Below are 15615 nucleotides of genomic sequence, written 5' to 3' on the forward strand. Positions count from 1 at the left end.
TAGCCGGGCTACGGGTTCACAACCGCCTGCGGTTCGGTAGCCCGGACAGGCGCAACGCGCCGCCTCCGGGAAAGGTGCGCTGCCGGATGCTTTGCTGCGGTTTTACTCCCGGTGGCGCTGCGCTGACCGGGCTACGGGTTCACAACCGTCTGCGGATCGGTAACCCGGACAGGCGCAACGCGCCGCCTCCGGGGAAGGGGCTGTGTCTGAAACCTCGGTGCGGTTTCTCCCCGGCTTGCGCTGCGCTTAGCCGGGCTACGGGTTCACAACCGCCTGCGGATCGGTAGCCCGGACAGGCGCAACGCGCCGCCTCCGGGAAAGGTGCGCTGCCTGATGCTTTGCTGCGGTTTTCTTCCCGGCTTGCGCTGCGCTTAGCCGGGCTACGGGTTCACCGCCGTCTGCGAATCGGTAGCCCGGACAGGCGCAACGCGCCGCCTCCGGGGAAGGTGCGCTGCCTGATGCCTTGCTGCGGTTTTCTTCCCGGCTTGCGCTGCGCTTAGCCGGGCTACGGGTTCACAACCGTCTGCGGATCGGGTAGCCCGGACAGGCGCAACGCGCCGCCTCCGGGGAAGGTGCTGTGTCTGAAATCTCGGTGCGGTTTCTCCCCGGCTTGCGCTGCGCTTAGCCGGGCTACGGGTTCACAACCATCTGCGATCGGGTAGCCCGGGCAAGGCGCTTGCGCCGCGGCCCGGGGAAATTGCCGCCTACAGCCGCACAACGCCCCTGGCCGCCGCCTCATCACGCCACGCCAGCAGCGGCTGATAGTCCGCGCGCCGCATATCGCTGTAGCCGCAGATAAACAGCGCTTCGCAAAGCGGCCGGTAGCGTTCATCGCTCACCAGCTGCTGCAATGCCTCTCTCAGCAGCCCCAGCGTCGCCGCGGACGTCGTCGCCGACGTAATCAGCGGCAGACCCGGGGCGAGCGGGCTGCGCGCAATCACCGCCAGCCCCGCCAGCGCCTCCGGCTGATGACGCTGCAGCAGCGCCCAGGTCACGCAATCAATGGCGGCAATATCCGCCGTCCCCTGCTGAAGTTCACGCAGCGACTGGCGATGGCTGCCGCTAAACGCGACCGCCGAGAAGAAACGCCCATCGCGCGACAGCGGCGCGACCATTTTTAACAGCACGTTATAGCCGGACTGGGAATCCGGCGAATTGCACGCTACCCGGCGCCCGCGAAAATCCGCCAGCGTCTGACCACCGTCCGCCTCACGTACCGCCAGCAGGCTGCGGTAGTTCCGCCCTTCGCATCCGGGCGCGGAATAGTGAAAACAGCCGACCGTTTGCACTGCCGGCAGCCGCGTCATCAGCGGATAACCGCAGGTCTGGCTCAACAGCAGCGCCGGATGGCGCCAGTGCGTCAGCAGATCCTCAGGTACCTGATACGACAGCGTATCCTCCTCCACCACGCCGCGGGCCGCCAGCAGCTGCCGCACCGCCCGCCAGAGCGCCTGAGTATCCTCGTCATTCACCGCGTACATCGGGAACGCCAGCCTTTCACTCATGCTCTTCATCCGCCTTACCCTGCTGGTTGAACCCGGGATGGGCATTCACCGCCACCGGCCTGGCAAAAAAATGCCGCAGCCATTCACCGTAGCCGCGCACCACAAACCCGGCGTTGCGCCGCTGATACTCCGCCTGATTATGCAGATAGATTTTTCGCAGCCCGTACCACGGTACCCCCGGCAAATCGTGATGCACTGAATGGTAGTTGAGATTGAGGAACAGCACCCGCCAGACCAGCCCCGCCTCGTTAATCACCGAACGGGCCAGCGGATCGTCCGCGGCGCGGTGTTCAAGGAAAGAGCGCACTTTGGTCAACGCCAGCGCCGGGTAGCTGATAGCCAGCACGAAGTAAAGCGGCGAAAAGCCGAGGTGATTCATCCACGCGAACAGCGCCGCCAGCAGCAGGCCGTGAACCAGCCACATCGCTATTGTGTTCACCCGCCGGTGTCGAAATGCCGCCAGCGCGCTGCCGAGCGTCTGGGCAATATCCAGCAGCGGCGCCACCAGCAGCCTGCCGATAAACGTATTGCGCAGATGAATAAGGCTACGCTGCCAGGGGGCAAAACGCTGCCAGCTCTGCGGCGTAAAATAGTAGGATTCCGGATCGTCAACCGGCTGCGTCAGCAAATGATGATGATGGTGCGCCAGGTGCGAGTCGCGGTACAGCCCGTAGGGATACCAGACCGCCAGCGGCAGGGTCCCCAGCAGCTGGTTAAACCATGGTCGCGACGTGGGGTGACCGTGAATAAGCTCATGCTGCAATGACATATACCAGGCGGTGAACCAGATGAGCAGCAGCGTGGCGGGGAAAATGCCCAGCTCGCGCCACCAGGCCAGCGAGGCAAACCAGCCGCCGTAGACGGCAACGATCAGTAGCCAGGTGGGCAGCTCGCTGCGCCACAGCCAGCTACGGGAAAACTGATGAATCCGCTCGCGCTGCTGCGGATGCAGATAGACCGACCTGCTTTTTGCCATTCCTGCCACTGCCTTTTCGCGTTATCGTTTGATCCTCCGAAGATGTGAGATAACGCGTTAAATAACAAAGAATTTAAATCGCTTAGCTTTGCCAGAAAATCACCTTAGCCCTCGTTGAGCACGATGATATAACGCCACCCGGCGAGCATGCTCACGCCCGCGCACGCCAGCAGCGACGCACCCAGCGATTGCCCCCACCCGGCCGCCAGCAGACCGGCGCCAATCAGGACATAATAAAACAGGCCGAAAAAGGCGCCGGCGGTGCCCCGACAGTCGCCGTAGGCGCTCAGCGCCGACCCCAGCACCAGCGGGATCGCCATGGCCCAGGCAAGGGTGACCAGCGCAACCGGTGCCACAAACCAGATTGATTCCCGCAGCACGTACACCGCGACGCCGCCGGCTAAGTGCAGAATGCAGGCGATGGCGAGTATCCGCCCCAGCGAGACATTCCGACGCAGCAGCCGGTGGTTAAGCAGCGCGCCGAGCAGCGAACCCGCGGCAAGCGCCATGCCGCTGTAGCCAAACGTCAGGGCATCAAGATCGAATCGGGCGAACAGAAACGGAGCCAGGCTGTAGTAGCTGAACAGGCTGACGTTAAATGCCGCCACCAGGATTGCCGCCAGGGCGATACGCGTATCGCCCACCATCCGCCGCAGCACGTGAAGAAACGGCCCTCTCCTGAGGTTTTGCGGACGCGTTTCCGGCATCAATGCCAGGCAGCCCAGCAGAAGCGCGGCGGCCAAAAGCGCCAGCGCGCTGAATACGCCGCGCATCCCCCAGAGGGCGGTCAACCCGCCGCCGATATAGACCCCGACGGCCGGGCTCACCGCCAGCGCCAGGCCGATAAACGAAAAAATTCCCGCCAGCTGCCGCCCACGATAGCAGTCCCGCAGGACCGTCTGCGTCACCACTGAACCGGTTGCCGCGCCAGCGGCCGTGACGATCCGTGCCGCCAGCAGCAGCGAAAAATCCGTCGCCCACAGCGCCATCAGGCACCCCAATGCGTAAACCCCTAACCCCGCCAGCAGGGCCGGACGCCGGCCGTAGCGATCGCTGAATCCGCCCCACAGCAAAACGCCGACGGCAAAACCGATAAAGTACACGGAAAGGGTTAGCGCCGCCTGCGGCGCGCTCACGGAAAAACGGGCGCTGATATCGGTCAGCGCCGGGCTATAAATCGTTTCCGCTATTTGCGGAAACATCAGTAGCGCGGTCACCAGCACCAGCGCGGCACGTCCCAACATATCCACCTCCTGATTAACAAGAGGCGCTATTGTAGGGAAGCCGTTTATCGAACATTATAAACATAATGACTTTAAATACCGGAAATCAGACATTATGGCCTGGCTTGACGCTGACGCGGCATTCGATCCGGATGCGTTGAAAAGTAGCCTGATTGGCGTGCAGTCGGCGCTCGGTAACCACGACTCCGGCAGCCACCGGCATAAGATGGCGCAGATCCTGTTTACCCGTCAGGGATGCGTGCGTTTAACGCTCGACGATGGCGCCCTGCTGTGCCTGCTGCCGCCGGGGCGCGCGGCGTGGATCCCCGCTGAAGTCAGCCATCGCGCGGAGATGAAAAACATTGTCGACTATCGTTCCGTCTGGTTTCAGCCGCAGCGTTACCCTCAGTTGCCAACGCAGTCGGCGATACTCAACGTGGTGCCGCTGCTGCGCGAACTATTAGAGCGCATCAGCGCCAGCCCCTGGGATACCGACTGGGAGGCCGAGCCGGCGCGACATCTCGCCGCCCTGTGCCAGGCGGAAATTCGCGCCGCCGCGCGGGAGCCGATGATGCTCGCGCTGCCGCAGGATAAACGGCTGGCGATGGTTTGCGGCGACGCGCTGCCGCCGCCGCTTGGGACGCTCGCTGCCCGCTGCGGCGCCAGCGAAAAAACCATCAGCCGACTGTTTCGCCGCGATACCGGGATGTCCTACCAGCAGTGGCGTCAACAGTGGCGATTAATGAAAGCGGTCGAGATGTTGGCAACCGGGGAGCGGATTACCGATACGGCGCAGGCGCTCGACTTCGCCAGCGATAGCGCCTTTATCTACTTCTTCCGCACCATGACCGGCATGACGCCGGGGCGTTATTTTTCCGCCTGATTGTGGCCGCCCGGCGTGAACGGCGGCAGCTTCAGAAAGGTGCTCTGCAGCCCTTCGGACCACGCTTTGCGAATGGTATTGAAATAGGGATCGTTTTCGGTGATCCGATGCCGTTCGGCGCTGCTCAGGCTACCGCTGCGGTACAGCAGGGTGTCCAGCGGCAGCCCCACCGAAAGATTGCTGCGCAGGGTGGAGTCGATCGAAATCAGCGCGCAGCACATCGCCTGCTCCAGGGGAGTATCGATGGTCAGAACCCGGTCGATAATCGGCTTGCCGTATTTGCTCTCGCCAATCTGGAAATAGGGCGTGTCGCGCGTGGCTTCAATAAAGTTGCCTTCCGGATAGATATGAAACAGCCGGTGCGTTTCGCCGGCGATCTGCCCGCCGAGCAGCAGGTTGCAGTTGAAGTTGGTATTGCCGCAGTTCTGCTGATTGCTGCTGTCGCGCTGAATCACCTCCTGTAAGGTTTTACCGATCAGCATCGCCGCGTCGTATAGCGAGGTCACCTGCATCAGGTTAGGCTCCTGCTGGGTGCGAATGCGGGCGCTGAGCAGGCTAATCACGCTCTGAGTGGTGGCCAGGTTGCCCGCCGACTGCAGGACCATGACCCGTTCGCCATCCTGATGGAAAACGTGCAGTTTTTTAAACGTTGCAATATGGTCCACTCCCGCGTTGGTGCGGGAGTCTGAGGCAAATACCAGTCCATCTGACAAACACATGGCCACACAGTAGGTCATCGTTTTTTGTTCCTGCCGTTATTGCTGCTGCGCCTGCTGCGAATGCTCGCGCACTTCAGCGTTAGTTAACATGATTTCCCCCCCGCCGCCGAGGCGGGTGCCGCGTACCGGGCACGCATCAAGATAGTCCAGCCCGGTCGCCAGCCGCAAATGTTGATTCAGGCTGCGCGTGTTATTGGTGATATCAAACGACTGCCAGCGCTCGTTGAGCCACACTTCGGCCCAGGCGTGCATGGCGACGTGCTCGGCGTTATCGCTGTAAACGTAGCCGCTGACGTAGCGCGCCGGGATCTCCAGCGCCCGGCAGCAGGCGAGAAACACGTGGGTGTGATCCTGGCAAACCCCTTTCGCGCGCGCAAAGGCATCGGCGGCGGAGTCCTGCACCTGGGTGGCGCCCGGCGAATAGGGCATTCTCAGCAGCAGCTCGGCCATTAACCGGTTCAGGCTCTCCTCCTGCGCCTCCGGCTGATACCAGCGCTGAGCGAATTCGCGGATCGGGCCGTCGGCGCGGGTGAGCGGCGTACAGCGCAAGAAAACCAGCGGCGACAGCAGCTCCTGCGGCTCCGCACCGATGTCGTCCCCCTCTTCCGCGATATCGACGATCCCGCTGGCGCGGATAGTAATCTCTTTATGCGGATTATCCAGCGTCAGCACGTGCAGCACGTTGCCCCAGGCGTCGGTGGTGGCGACGGCGGAACCGTCCGGCAGGGTTAATGTCCAGGCGGTGATCTTCTGCCGACCGCTGCTGCGCGGCGTCAGGCGCAGATACTGGGTCGAAAACTTCACTTCTTCATCGTAGCCGTAGCGGGTCAGGTGATCGATAACCAGTTTCATAACGCCTCCAGATAGGTTTGTCTGATGCTGTCGGAAAGCGCGTTAATCCGCGCCAGCAGTGCATTAAGGGTGACCTGTAAATCGGCCTGCGCCAGATCGTCGCGGGTGCTGAAACGCAGGTCGACGTTGAGCTGGTGCGCCAGCCGCAGCGGCAAGTGCGAGCGGTCGTTGGCAATCTGTTCCAGCTGCCCGACGAGGTCGGAAATACTCGCTCTCAGCGATCTCGGCACATCGTTGCGCAGGATCAGCAGCTCCATCACCGTTTCGCGGCTGACCGGCTGGCGGTAAATGCTGTTGTAGGCCTCGCGGGCGCTGACCGCATTAAGTAGCGTATCCAGCCGGTAGTACTCGCGTACCGGATCGGGATCGCTGTTCAACTGCTGATCCTTAATCAACAGCAGCTGCGCGGTGGCGGATGCCCGCTCGATCAGCGTCCCGATCCCGATAAAGCTCAGGGCGTCGTTACGCAGCAGCGTGCCGAGGATCGCCCCGCGAAACAGATGTACCCGCTCTTTTACCCACTCAAAGAAAGCGTCGTTGCCCAGCTCGCCGATCCCCTGCTGGCGCAGCTTTCGCAGCTCAATGCGCGTGGCGTTGATGCTTTCCCACACCTCCGCCGACAGGCTGCCGCGCACCGCATGGGCGTTGTTCCACGCCATCTCGACGCAGCTGAAAATGCTGTACGGGTTGTTGCCGTCGAGCGCGAAAAAATTAAGCAGGTTGCTCATAGTGAAACGCGCGTGCCGCGCCTGAAACAGCTCATGGGTCAGCGACAGATTCAGCGGCAGGGCTAAATCCCGCGACTGCTGGCTGTGACGAGGGATCATCGACAGCTTCCAGGTCACGTCCAGCACCCGGGCATAGCTTTCTGCGCGCTCAAGGTAGCGCGCCATCCAGAAGAGTTCACTCGCTGTGCGGCTTAACATGATTCATCATCCTCCATCACCCAGGTATCCTTGGTGCCGCCGCCCTGCGACGAGTTCACCACCAGCGAGCCTTCGGTTAGCGCCACCCGCGTCAGCCCGCCGGGAACCAGGCGGATCTCCTGGCCGGAAAGGACGAAGGGACGTAAATCGATATGGCGCGGCGCCAGCCCCTCATCGACAAAGGTTGGGCAGGTCGACAGCGCCAGGGTGTCCTGGGCGATATAGTTGGCCGGATTCGCCAGCAGGCGCTGGCGAAACGCGTCGCGCTCCTCTTTGGTCGAGCGCGGGCCAACCAGCATGCCGTAGCCGCCCGCGCCGTGAACCTCTTTCACGACCATCAGTTCAAGATTGCTCAGCACGTAGCTGAGATCTTCCGCCTTACGGCACTGCCAGGTGGGAATATTGCTCAGGATCGGCTGCTCGCCCAGATAGAAGCGGATCATCTCCGGTACGAAGGGGTAGATCGATTTATCGTCGGCGACGCCGGTACCGATAGCGTTGGCCAGCACCACGCCCCCGGCGCGATACACCGACAGCAGCCCCGGTACGCCTAACATGGAGTCGGCGCGGAAGGCCAGCGGGTCAAGGTATGCGTCGTCGATACGCCGGTAAATAACGTCCACGCGCCGCGGTCCTTCGGTGGTGCGCATGTACACCGCCCCGGTTTTAATAAACAGATCCGCGCTTTCCACCAGCTCAACGCCCATCTGCTGGGCCAAAAAGCTGTGTTCAAAATAGGCGCTGTTAAACCGCCCCGGGGTCATCACCACCACGCACGGATCGTCCACCGGCGAGCTTTCGCGCAGCGTTTGCAGCAGATAGCTGGGGTAGCGTTCTACCGGCGCAATATGGTGCTGTTCGAACATTTCGGGATACAGCCGCATCATCATTTTGCGGTTTTCCAGCATGTAGGAGACGCCGGAGGGGGTGCGCAGATTATCCTCCAGCACGTAATACTGGCCGTCGCTGTTGCGCACCATATCGACTCCGGTGATATGGGCGTAGGTGTTATTGGGTAAATTTATCCCCTGCATACAGGGTTGATACTGTTCGTTCGCCAGCACCTGTTCGGCCGGGATCAGCCCCGCGCGAAGGATATTTTGATCGTGGTAGATATCGTAAAGAAAAGCGTTGAGCGCTTTCACCCGCTGGCGGATGCCGCGGTCAATCCGCTGCCACTCGCCGGCAGGAATAATACGCGGCACGCTGTCGAAAGGGATCAGTCGTTCGGTGCCCTCATCCTCGCCGTAGACGTTAAAGGTGATGCCGATGCGGTGAAAGAGCAGCTCCGCCTGCTCTTTCTTCTGCCGGATAGAGAATTGATCGGTACTGCGAAACCATTGCCACCAGGCGTTATAGTGCTGACGCTGCTCTCCCTGTGCGGTAAGCATCTCATCATAATAATGCCCGTCAGGAAGCGTTATTTTTATCATGGCCGTCTCCTCCGGTTGTACTCACTTTGAGGTAATCCCGGTAAGAGATAAGCATTAATTATGCCAGGTAACGCAGCGCGGCGGCGCGGCGTTACGCTGTTATGCCATGACGCTGAATTGAATAAAAAACAATCAGACGCTTTGCTTATTTATGGCCTGTTTTTCGCTTTAAACGCACCAATTTGGGGCAAGTCGATTCACGCGATACTAACGCGCCGCGAGCCACGCAGCGTAGCGCTCGGGCCACTCGACGCTGGGCGTACCGGCCCGGCCCAGCGCAAAACCGTGACCGCCGCTGGCGTAACGATACAGGGTGACCGGGACCTGATGCTGACGGCAGGCGGCGGCCATTATCAACGTATTGTGCGGATCGGAGACATTATCGTCCTCCGCCTGAACCAGAAAACAGGGCGGCGTCCGCCCGCTGACCCAGGTTTGTACCGACCAGGCGCGATCCACCTCCTCCGCGGCGTGAGGCCCGGCGAGGAGCCGATGGGTGGCGGTATGGGTGTACGGAGGTTCGAGGGAAATCACCGGATAAATCAGCGCGGCGCCGTCGGCCCGGGGCGGGGTGTCGTCCACGCCGTCGATCGGCGAGTAAGAGGCAAAATCGGCGCGACAGGCAGCCATTCCCGACAAATGTCCGCCGGCGGAAAATCCCAGAAGGCTGACTTTGGCTTCCCGCTGACGAATCAGGCGCAGCGCCCGCTGAGCGTCCTGCAGCGGAGCAAGGCCGCCCGCTTGCCACCCCTCCCCGGGGAGACGATAGGTCAGCACGTACGCGGTATAGCCGCGCATCGTTAGCCAGCGCGCGGCGGGCCAGGCCTCCTTCGCCATTTCAATGCGTCGATAGCCGCCGCCGGCAGCAATTAATACGCCGTGGCCGCGTGGCGCTGCGGGACGCCATACCGTCAGTTCAGGCTGGGCGATATGGCTTAGCGCGCCGCGTGCCGATAAGCGAACGGGGCCGTCCGGTCCGCCGCCGCCGGGAGGCACGCCAGGCCACAGGCGGATCGTTTGCTGGCTTTCAGCGGCGCGAAGACGACCGCCCGCCAGCAGCGCGGCGGCGCTTAAAAACAAAAAATGGCGTCGGTTCATCGGCGGCTCCTGAGACGGAAATTAGTCATTAACGAGCCTGAGCTCCAGCCAGTCCACCACCAGACCCGGCTTGATAAAATCAAAGTCTACGCGATATTTCCCCGACTGTAGCTCAATCCGACACAGCTTCTGCACAATCTCACGACCGAGCGTACCGTTGGTCTGGATCGTCGCCACAAATTGTTCATTAAGCAGCAGGTTGCAGGCGGTTTGTGCGAGCGGCGCACCGTTAGCGTGAACGCTCACCAGCACGTCATATACCGCTGTTCGCTCAACGCTCAGCACCAGCTCCTCGTCGTAGCGCAGCCGCGACTGCTCGGCGATTTTAATTGCGCCAGGACAGGCCCCATCGCTCGCAGGATCCGCCGCCAGGCGAATAATCCCCGCCCGCGGCATCTCCCCGCGCTTAAAGACCTGCGTCTGCATCATAAAGTCGAGGATGTTTATCGCGCAGCGCTGAAGTTCACCGAGCGTTAGCTCGCCTGTCGCCAGCGCCGCCAGGGTATTATCTCCCCCCGCATTAACTTCCGCGCCGTTATTATTGACCACCATATAAAGGTCGTTCTGCGCGCGGATCATCGCCGCAGTGTTGTGGGTGCTCGCCGCGCCGCCATCGATGGGATCGTTCATCGTTGCCCACCAGTCGGTCATCACGATCCCGCGAAAGCCCCACTCCTCGCGCAGTACGGTGGTGGTGAGATCGTAGTTGGATGCGGCATGGTGGCCGTTGACCGGGTTATAAGCGGTCATTACCGCATTTGCGCCGCCGGATTTCACCGCATACTCAAAACCTTTGAGATAGATTTCACGCAGCGCGCGCTCTGACACCACCGAATCCGCTTTGGCTCTGGCGAACTCCTGATTGTTGCAGGCAAAGTGCTTGAGGGTGGCAATCCCGCCGCCGCTGCGAATGCCGCGAACCACCGCCGCCGCCATCATCCCGGTGAGCAGCGGATCTTCGGAAAAGTACTCAAAATTACGCCCGTTCAGCGGATGGCGCTGGATGTTCATCCCCGGCCCTAACAGCAGGTCGATACCGTTGCGCAGCAGCTCTTTGCCTTCCATCACGTATAAGCGTTCCACGAGGATCGGGTCCCAGCTGGAGGCCAATAATGTACCGCTGGGAAGCAAAGTGGCCTTCGCGCCGTTATCCATGCGAATCCCGGATGGGCCGTCGGCGGTCGATGCCAGAGGAATACCTTTTTCCAGCAGGCTGTCGGCTACGCCGCCAAAAGCCGACGCGACGCCGGGCGTCACTTTGTGGCTACACATGCCTTCTCCGCGCACCAGGCAGGCCAGCTCCTCAACAGACAGCTGAGCAACAAAGGCATTCATCGTGGTACGCCCTTCAGCCACGTCGTTGAGGGTCAGTCCCTGGTTGCCGGTAAGGGTGATAGCCTCTGGCAAACGCTCCTCAATGCGCGCGCGCAGATTAATCTCCCGCCGCGGCACGTCCTCCCACTCGATCTGATAGCGCCCATCATCGCCGTCCGCGACCGGTTTTATACGTACGAAAGGCACCGTCGGCGCCAGCACCTGCTGATGGCAGGAGAGGACTCGCAGCACCTTTTGCGAATACCCCGCCTCGCCGTCAACCGGCAGCGGCTGTAGATCGCGCACGCTGTTACCAAGCAGCAAGCGATAAAGCCCTGGCTCCATTACATAACAGTGTGGATGCCCGGTCGCCCCGCTATCGTCCAGAGAAGCAAAGCGTTCCAGCGGAATTGATAACGTTAAGGTCTCGCTTTCCCCCGGTTGCAGCAGGCGAGTTTTGGCAAAAGCCACCAGCACTTTGGCCGGTTTGCCGAGCGCGCCCTGCGGCGCCTGGAGGTAGATTTGCACCACTTCTTTGCCCGCAAAGCGCTCCCCGCGATTGGTCACGGTGACGGTCGCCTTGATCAGGTCGCCAAAGGTCTCCGCCCGCGCCGATTGCAGGGTGAAAGAGGTGTATGAGAGACCAAAGCCAAAGGGGAACTGCAGGCTCTGCGCAGAGAAGGTTTCGAAATAGCGATAGCCAACGTAGATATCTTCCTGGTAGAGATTTTCTTCTTCCGCACCCCAGCAGGGGGATGCCGGATGATCGTCCAGCGATATCACAATGCTGCCAACCAGCTTACCTGAAGGGGTCACATCGCCGTATAGCAACGAGGCTGCGGCCTGTGCGCCGTGCGCGCCACCGTGCCAGACATACAGAAGCGCGCGAATGCGTTGACGCAGCAGCGGATCGTCAGCCCATGAGAGATCGATAAGCCCGGCGGTATTCAACACGACTGCCACTTCATCAAACTCTCGGCATACCTGGTGTAGCATGTGCTTCTCATCGGCCGTGAGCCGGTACCCGCCTTCAACATCGGCATTATCCTGATCTTCGCCCGCGGTACGACCGAGGACAATAACAGCCTGGGTCGAGACGGCGCGGGCCTGACGAATCTGCTCATCGCTCAGCGGCATCTCCTGCTGGTACCAGGGTTCCGCTGCCCAGCCCCCTCCGCCATTGTCGAAGGGGTGTTGTTCAATCCAGCTTTCGTAAAGCGCGGCCAGTTGCTCATTGAGCCTGCCCCCGCTTCGCTCCCGCATTGCCTGCAACAAAGTTGTACGACTCACCACGTTAACAGCCCCACCGGAACCGGTACCGCTGCGATAGTAGTCAATCTGCGTACGGCCAAATAGTGAAACCGGCTGCAGAGGATTGAGTGGGAGCATTCCGCGATCGTTTCTCAGCAATACCGCGCCTTCGGCGGCAGCGGCAGTGGCAAATTCGGCAAACCCTTCCAGCGGAGTGCCCGCTTTACTGTCAAACATGGTGTAGTCCTGTTAACTCGAGCCTCCGCAGGAGGCGTAATGGCATAATGAACAGAGCCCGCACAATGCGGGCTCTGCTTTGATCAGAAGAAATATTTGAAACGTAGACGGCCGCCGTAGCGGGAGTCTTCATGTTTGTCGCCATCCGTTGGTTTCGCTTCAATCCACGAGGCGTAAGCGCCAAGGTAGATGTTGAAGTTCTTCATATCCATGACATTGGGGAACAGGTACGATGCGTGAATGGTGTGGATATCGTAGTCACCCACGTTGGAGATCCAGCAGCCATCGTCGCAGGTAGAGACATAATTAGCCGAGTTAAACTTGTCGATTTTGTTGTGGGCGTAGATATAACCCAGTTCAAAACGATGCCAGAGGGAGTTGATAGCTGCGGTGAAATCCTTCTCATCGGAGGCATCCATATAGGCCACGTTCAGGTTAGTGGTGACCCCATCTTCCGGATCGGTTTTTTGTCCATTCCATGACATCGTCAAGCCATAGCCGGTACGGTCCGACTGGTCGACCCAACTGCCGCGATTGTCGTAATAACCGTAAGCATTCTTCACGACGTTCTTTTCCATCGCTACTGCGGTAGAGAAGCGACCGCTATTCCACGCAATCACCGGACGTAAATAGGCAACGTTTTTCTCATTTTCCAGGGTATTGCCGTGATAGCTGGAGTCCTGGAACAGCGTACTGCCGTTTTCCACCAGGTTATTAAGTTCGAAATACCAGTTATCTAGCGTTTTACTGAGCAGGAAGTTGCCGCCGCTGCTGCTACGGCCGCGGCCCTCTTTCATCATGTAAATATAGCCGTAGCCATCGCTATAGAGGTCGTTAGCCGTGTTGCCGGAATATTCGACAAACGTATCCTGATTCAGCGGGAACATATCGTAGGCCTCGAAACGACCAACTTTCACCTTCCAGTCATCTTCCCTGCCAAAGAAGAATACCGCATCATCAAGGTTCATCTTACCGGTCATATCAGCCAGCGGCTGGGCGGAGAAACCGGCAAAATTGCCGTTATCCATTTTGCGCATACCATCGAAGCCCAGCAGAATACGGCCGTTAATATCCCAACGTTCTTTAGTACCCGGCGCCCAGTTTTTACTCGAAGAGGTTTTTACCGACGTCAGGCTACCGCTACCGCTGGCGCCATCCATATTGAATTCCACATCGCCATAAAACTTCAGGTCGCCATAGCCAGAGAGCGTAAGCTTCGTGGGCGTCGCGCCGGGAGCGACCGGGTCAGCGGCATCGACTTTCACCGCCGGCGCGGTTTTTGCTGCCGTTGTTTGCTGTTGTTTAAGCGTTTGTATCTGCGCTTCCGCGTCGGCGGCGCGCTGTTCAGCGTTAATTAATCTTTGCTCCAGTTGCGCAAGGCGCTGGTCAATATCGGCAGAGGTATTATTTTTTGCTGCTATCACATTAGAGGACATAATGGCGCCAATAGCCAATGCCATATATTTTATTTTCATTTGAATATACCTAAATTAATTATTTTTTATTTCATTCAGGATACACCTGTGGCTATGTGAAGATTAATCCACAACGCCACAAATGCTATTCTGTTATTTTCAGGACTCGGCAAAAGTTCCTTTTTTCAAATCATCAACAATGCCATTCATTCTATTTTCCGTTAAGCCATAGAATTTAATAGAGACTGCGGTAAGAACATAGAAAATTGACGGTACCAGGGTGAACAATAGCACTACGCCATGTACCGCAGAGGCTGGTTGCACCGTGGTGTTAGCCGCGTAATGGTAGTAAGCCAGCACCCATCCAAGAATCGCACCACCAACGGCTACACCGAGCTTAATCACAAAAATATTCGCCGCGACGTTCATTCCAGTGATACGACGCTGGGTTTTCCATTCACCATAGTTATTAACGTCGGTTATCATTGACCACTGTAGCGCGCCGTTGCCGCCCTGAATAATGGAGATCAGAATATGCACGCCGAGCACCAGCACCCAATATTGTACCGGCACCATAAAGCATACGACGCCCAGCGCAGCGGTGACGAGATTAATCCAGAAAGAGAGTCTGACCTTACAGAAACGCGTACCAAACGGTTTTGCCAGCACCGAACCCAGCATGGAGGCAAACATCCCGCCGAGCATGAATATTGTAATAACGTCCGCACCTTTATTCAGCACGCTATTGACGTAATATACCACCGCCCCGCCGCGAATCACCACGGCAACCAGCATCATAAAGTTGTAAACGGAGAGAATACGCCACTGATCGTTGCGGAAAAGAATTTTCACATCGCGGGCAATATTCAGATTTTCTTCTTTTATCGGCTGGACGCGCTCTTTAGTGGTCGCGAAACAGACGACAAACATCAGGCAGCCGATAACGCCAAATATCGCCATGGAGACCTGAATACCCGTCGCCCGATCGCCAGGATAAAGAAGATCAGCCAGCGGTAAAATAAACGCGGTACCCAGCGCGCCGCCAATCGGCGTGATGGCAAAACGCCAGGATTGCAGAGAGAGGCTTTCACGCGGATCGGAAGTCAGCGCCGCACCCAGCGAGCAGTAAGGAATATTAATGGCGGTGTACATCAACGTCATAAATATATATGCCGCAACCGCATAAACCACTTTCCCCGAGTCGGAGAAAGACGGTATGGAGTAAACCAGCACGCAGCTCACGGCAAAAGGTACGCAGATAGCCAGCAGCCACGGACGGAAGCGCCCCCAGCGGGTTGAGGTGGCATCCGCAATCGCCCCCATAATCGGATCGGTAATCGCATCCAGCAGACGAACCAGCAAAAACATCGTCCCCATCACGGCGGGCGGTAGACCATAAATATCGGTATAGAAGTAGGCTAAGATGGCAACGGAGGAGTCAAATACAATATGGCTCGCTGCGTCCCCCAGGCTGTAACCTACTTTTTCTCTGACAGAAATTTTGTCGCCAGCAGACATACATCACTCCTTTACGAAAAAATGAAACCGGTTTCTGTAATGTCTGCATTTTTTACTTTTCTCTCCTACAGATGCCATTATGTTTTTTTATTAATTATTTATGTTTTTTTATTTATGTGATCCTGTCAGCCTTCAATGGTATTAGAACCCGTTTTTTTGTTTGGCAGATCACATGTTTTAATACTTCGCTAACTTTTTTCAGGCGACAGGGATGAGCAGATAAAAATGCCATATAGGAATACCATGCCGCTTGTCTATTTATTTT

The 15615-nt window shown here is 58.6% G+C and carries 13 protein-coding genes; 2 read left to right on the plus strand and 11 right to left on the minus strand.

Translation table 11 applies throughout. The features are described 5' to 3' along the window. A partial coding sequence (locus ACESQ2_RS11705) for a hypothetical protein (protein WP_373170514.1) occupies positions 1-287 on the plus strand: 287 nt, incomplete at its 5' end. 417 nt (positions 288-704) lie between these two features. Here ACESQ2_RS11705 and ACESQ2_RS11710 read toward each other — a convergent pair. The 3 genes from ACESQ2_RS11710 to ACESQ2_RS11720 form a co-directional block, all read right to left on the minus strand. Further along, positions 705-1505, minus strand: coding sequence for a PhnD/SsuA/transferrin family substrate-binding protein (locus ACESQ2_RS11710; protein WP_342706785.1), 801 nt, complete (start codon positions 1503-1505; stop codon positions 705-707). After that, positions 1498-2481: a fatty acid desaturase gene (locus ACESQ2_RS11715; RefSeq protein WP_014229788.1), complete on the minus strand. Its 984-nt coding sequence runs from the start codon at positions 2479-2481 to the stop codon at positions 1498-1500. The genes ACESQ2_RS11710 and ACESQ2_RS11715 overlap by 8 nt, the downstream gene beginning before the upstream one ends. A 104-nt stretch (positions 2482-2585) precedes the next feature. Continuing rightward, on the minus strand, positions 2586-3725 hold the full coding sequence (locus ACESQ2_RS11720; protein WP_025106161.1) for an MFS transporter: 1140 nt from the start codon (positions 3723-3725) through the stop codon (positions 2586-2588). 94 nt (positions 3726-3819) lie between these two features. Between ACESQ2_RS11720 and ACESQ2_RS11725 the strand changes: the two genes are divergently transcribed. After that, a complete protein-coding gene (locus tag ACESQ2_RS11725) occupies positions 3820-4587 on the plus strand; it encodes a helix-turn-helix domain-containing protein (protein WP_025106160.1) in 768 nt (255 codons plus the stop codon). On the opposite strand, the gene ACESQ2_RS11730 is transcribed toward ACESQ2_RS11725, so the two are convergent. From ACESQ2_RS11730 to ACESQ2_RS11765, 8 genes are all read right to left on the minus strand, one after another. After that, positions 4572-5324, minus strand: a complete 753-nt coding sequence (locus tag ACESQ2_RS11730; protein WP_046878390.1) for a proteasome-type protease — start codon at positions 5322-5324, stop codon at positions 4572-4574. The two genes, ACESQ2_RS11725 and ACESQ2_RS11730, sit on opposite strands and share 16 nt — an antisense overlap. Before the next feature lie 18 nt (positions 5325-5342). Further along, a complete protein-coding gene (locus ACESQ2_RS11735; RefSeq protein ID WP_014229792.1) occupies positions 5343-6158 on the minus strand; it encodes a transglutaminase family protein in 816 nt (271 codons plus the stop codon). Next, entirely contained in the window at positions 6155-7084 is a 930-nt protein-coding gene (locus ACESQ2_RS11740) for an alpha-E domain-containing protein (RefSeq protein ID WP_004103215.1), read from the minus strand. The genes ACESQ2_RS11735 and ACESQ2_RS11740 overlap by 4 nt, the downstream gene beginning before the upstream one ends. Further along, positions 7078-8517, minus strand: coding sequence for a circularly permuted type 2 ATP-grasp protein (locus ACESQ2_RS11745; protein WP_014229793.1), 1440 nt, complete (start codon positions 8515-8517; stop codon positions 7078-7080). Before ACESQ2_RS11745 ends, ACESQ2_RS11740 begins: the two co-directional genes overlap by 7 nt. Before the next feature lie 207 nt (positions 8518-8724). After that, positions 8725-9615, minus strand: a complete 891-nt coding sequence (locus ACESQ2_RS11750; RefSeq protein ID WP_373170519.1) for an alpha/beta hydrolase — start codon at positions 9613-9615, stop codon at positions 8725-8727. A gap of 21 nt (positions 9616-9636) precedes the next feature. After that, positions 9637-12417, minus strand: coding sequence for a glycoside hydrolase family 3 N-terminal domain-containing protein (locus ACESQ2_RS11755; RefSeq protein WP_373170520.1), 2781 nt, complete (start codon positions 12415-12417; stop codon positions 9637-9639). Positions 12418-12500: 83 nt separating this feature from the next. Further along, on the minus strand, positions 12501-13892 hold the full coding sequence (locus tag ACESQ2_RS11760) for a carbohydrate porin (protein WP_049069055.1): 1392 nt from the start codon (positions 13890-13892) through the stop codon (positions 12501-12503). A 99-nt stretch (positions 13893-13991) separates the two neighbouring features. Beyond that, positions 13992-15350: a glycoside-pentoside-hexuronide (GPH):cation symporter gene (locus tag ACESQ2_RS11765; protein WP_025106155.1), complete on the minus strand. Its 1359-nt coding sequence runs from the start codon at positions 15348-15350 to the stop codon at positions 13992-13994. Positions 15351-15615 lie beyond the last annotated feature (265 nt).

The sequence above is a fragment of the Klebsiella sp. Q11 genome (assembly GCF_964241505.1).
GTDB classification, from domain to species: domain Bacteria; phylum Pseudomonadota; class Gammaproteobacteria; order Enterobacterales; family Enterobacteriaceae; genus Klebsiella; species Klebsiella michiganensis.